Source organism: Vibrio sp. RE86 (assembly GCF_013114545.1).
Taxonomy (GTDB): Bacteria; Pseudomonadota; Gammaproteobacteria; order Enterobacterales; family Vibrionaceae; genus Vibrio.
Map to the genome: position 1 here is coordinate 1 of NZ_VTXI01000047.1, position 3,191 is coordinate 3,191.

The 3,191-nt window shown below is 39.9% G+C and carries 1 protein-coding gene and 1 pseudogene; both read left to right on the forward strand.

Annotated elements, in window-relative coordinates:
* Positions 1-119: 119 nt before the first annotated feature.
* Positions 120-923 (forward strand): annotated as a pseudogene (locus F0231_RS20565) (class I SAM-dependent methyltransferase); the annotation flags it as partial.
* Positions 924-1,248: 325 nt separating this feature from the next.
* Complete coding sequence (locus F0231_RS20570; RefSeq protein ID WP_171761542.1) at positions 1,249-2,106, forward strand: LPO_1073/Vpar_1526 family protein; 858 nt, start codon at positions 1,249-1,251, stop codon at positions 2,104-2,106.
* Positions 2,107-3,191 lie beyond the last annotated feature (1,085 nt).

Sequence of the window (3,191 nt, forward strand, 5' to 3'; positions counted from 1 at the left end):
AGATTCACAACGCTTGTCGATCTGCATTCTAGGTTAAGTTTAGTGTTTTATGGCACAATGTTTTAGTTAAGTGGTAGCGTTGTTCACTACTTAATTGGGCGTTAACTGCACAGGAGGAAGTCGTGCAAGAAGAATATATGGAGTACTACGCAAAGTTTGATGAAGAGAAGCGCCTTCTTTCACAAAATATTACGCGTATTGAGTTTGATACAACACTGAGTGTGTTGGAGCCTTATATCGAGCCAGCGAGCAATTTAACTGAGCTTGGTGCTGCGACTGGTCGTTATTCCCTTCATTATGCTCAACAAGGCATTAATGTAACAGCGGTTGAGCTAGTTCCTGAATTAGTCGAACAACTCAATAATAATGCAAAACGCCAGTCTTTGAGCTTGTCTGTCCATGAAGCAAATGCAACAGACGTCAGCTTTATAGAGAATGACAGTCAAGATATCGTATTAATTTTGGGACCGCTCTATCACATACAATCAAAGTCAGATCGAGAAGCTGTGCTGAAAGAAGCTAATCGAGTTTTAAAACCAAATGGGATTGTTGCGATAGCTTATATCAGCCGTTTCTTTGTTGCTGGTTTGCTCGCAAAAATGTCTAACGATTTAGTTTCGCCAACGGTGTTAAGTGAGTTACATGAAAGCGGCTTAGTAACTTCACCTGACGTAGACTCATTTTTTAGAACTGGTTACTTTGCTAAACCAACCGAAATTGAATCTCTAGCAGTTCACACGGGTTTTCGTGTCGAAAATCACATTGCAACAGATGGTTATGTTCGTTTTATTGGTCAAGAGATCAATCAACTTAACGAACAACAGTATCAATCTTGGTTGAAGTATCATCTTTCTACATGTGCTGAACCATCATTGCTTGGTAGTAGTAATCATGGTTTAGTTATTGCGAAAAAGTGCAGTTAACAAAGCATTTAAGAGTGATTCCCAACGCTTGGCATTTTTCATTCCATCGTTGGGTTTTGTATTTACGGTGGTTTGGTTAAGTTTCGTGGTAGCGTTGCTCACACCTTAATGCGGCGTTATGTTTCAGAGTGGAGTGATTAATTAATGGATACATTATCGTTTGTCGACATTGCTACTTACCTTAGTCTGTTTGTAGGAATAGTGGCACTATTTATTGGTTCTAAAATCATCAAGAAAAAGTCTATTTCACAGAAACAGACAGTAAAAAATGGTGTTGGAATCCAAGTCGGTCGCGACTTGAATGTTAAGAACATGGAGGTGAGAAGTGACGCAGAAGCTAGTCGCAAAAAATGATGCTCAAGCATTCCAAGCAGGTAGAGATTTAAATCAATATGTTGGTTTAAGTCAGTCGGAATGCGAGCGATTGTTCCAGCTCTTATTCTTAGAGAACATGCCCAAAATGGAGGCTATTGCACAAGCGGAAGCTCAGAGAAATGTAGATAGCTTAATTCAAACTACTTATAAGAAAATTGCCGAAAGACTGGATAAAATCGAGTCTGAGCGAATGGCTCAGCCTGATTTTCAAGCTACCGCAAATGAAGCTGTAATTGGTGTTTCTCGCAAAGGTTCAGAAGAAAACATAGAGATTTTATCAAACCTAATAGTTCAACGTCTTAACAGAAACAACGATGACTTTTTAGATTTGACAATCGAGCTAGCTACTTCGGTGGTTGCGAAATTAACTAAGAACCAAGTCAACTTCGTTGTACTCAAATACTTCTTAAATGACTTAGCACTATTGGGAACAGGTGTTACTTTTAGTTTGATAGAAAAATTTTCAGAAAAAGTTTATCTTAATTTTTACAACCCAGAAGTTAACCTTTCGGAGCTGAATATTCGGCACCTCGCTAGCTTAGGGTTACTTGAGTACAACTTCATGTATGGACATGACATATTCGATTCGTCTTATCAGAATAAGTATGGTCATCTAGCACCTGATTTTGAAATATTCAAAAATTTACTAGAATCTAATTGTCCTAAGTACCATGAACTGCTTGATTACTACTCAAACAGTAGGTTGAAAAAAGTTAATCTAAGCAATATCGGTATTGTGGTTGCGATCGGTGCTTTGTTAAAGTTTTACCCAGAACTTGAATCTACAACTTGGCTAAAAGAAACATAACAAAGCATTTAAGAGTGGTTCCCAACGCATGGCATTTTTCATTCCATCGTTGGGTTTAGTGTTTACGGTGGTCTGGTTAAGTTTCGTGGTTGGCGTTGCTCACACCTTAATGCGGCGTTAGGCAAGGTACGGTGAGTTTCTCATTTCTATTCTTCTTTGCTTCTTTTGGCTATCTGCTTTTCTAAGTCGGCAATTCAGCATTGTCGGCTCCAGTTCTTGAATCACTCCACCCGTAAAACATGCCAAATTTCATGGCTTGCCTCATTGGTGTTTAGCGTTAGTCGGTTGTGAGTTTCACTGACTCAAAGTGTGGAAAGGGCAAGTTAATAAGTGCTGTCTTGAAAGCTGATAGTTCGCAGATTTGAATCTCAGCGTCCTAAAAGCAATATCGTTGTTGCTATCGCGTATTCAGAGTTTGTTGGAACCATGGCTATAACATAGTGGCTTCGGTAGCTCTTGAATCACAAAAAATTCGTGGGTAATTGGTTGCTTATGATGTTTAAGGTATCCTGTATCAAATCAAGTTAGTGAGCACACGAAAATCTTGCCTAACAAAGCGTTTAAGGCAGATTCGCAACGCTCGGCGGTTTCACTTCGAATCGGCTTTAGTGTTTTATGGCGCAGTGGTTTCGTTTAGTGGTCGCGCTGCTCACTACTTAACGCGGCGTTATGTTTACTTGTATTTCAATGACTTAAATTTCTTAGGCTCAAGTTCTTTGTCCCTCTAATAATTCTTCCCTAGTAGACTCAGCAAATCCGCATTGTCGGTCTAAGTTCTTGAATCTCTTAGGCCTTAAAACATGCCAATGTTCGTGGGTTGCTTCATTGTCAGGTCGAGCAGGCTAGGTTTTAGTTTCTTTGACTTAAAGTCGCTTTGAGGTTCTTTTTTAAGCAACATCCTCCCTTGGCAGTAGTCTCGGCAACTCACCATTGTTTGGCGCTGTTGTGAGAAGAGACTAGGGCACTTGTTGGTGCTTAGTTGGGTTGCCTCATTGGGCAGGGAAGTGTTCATACTTGTTTTGGGTTGGTCGCCTTTGGTGGTCAAGCTGGTTCTTACCTTGTGGTTTGGTTAAGAAAAATGGTCT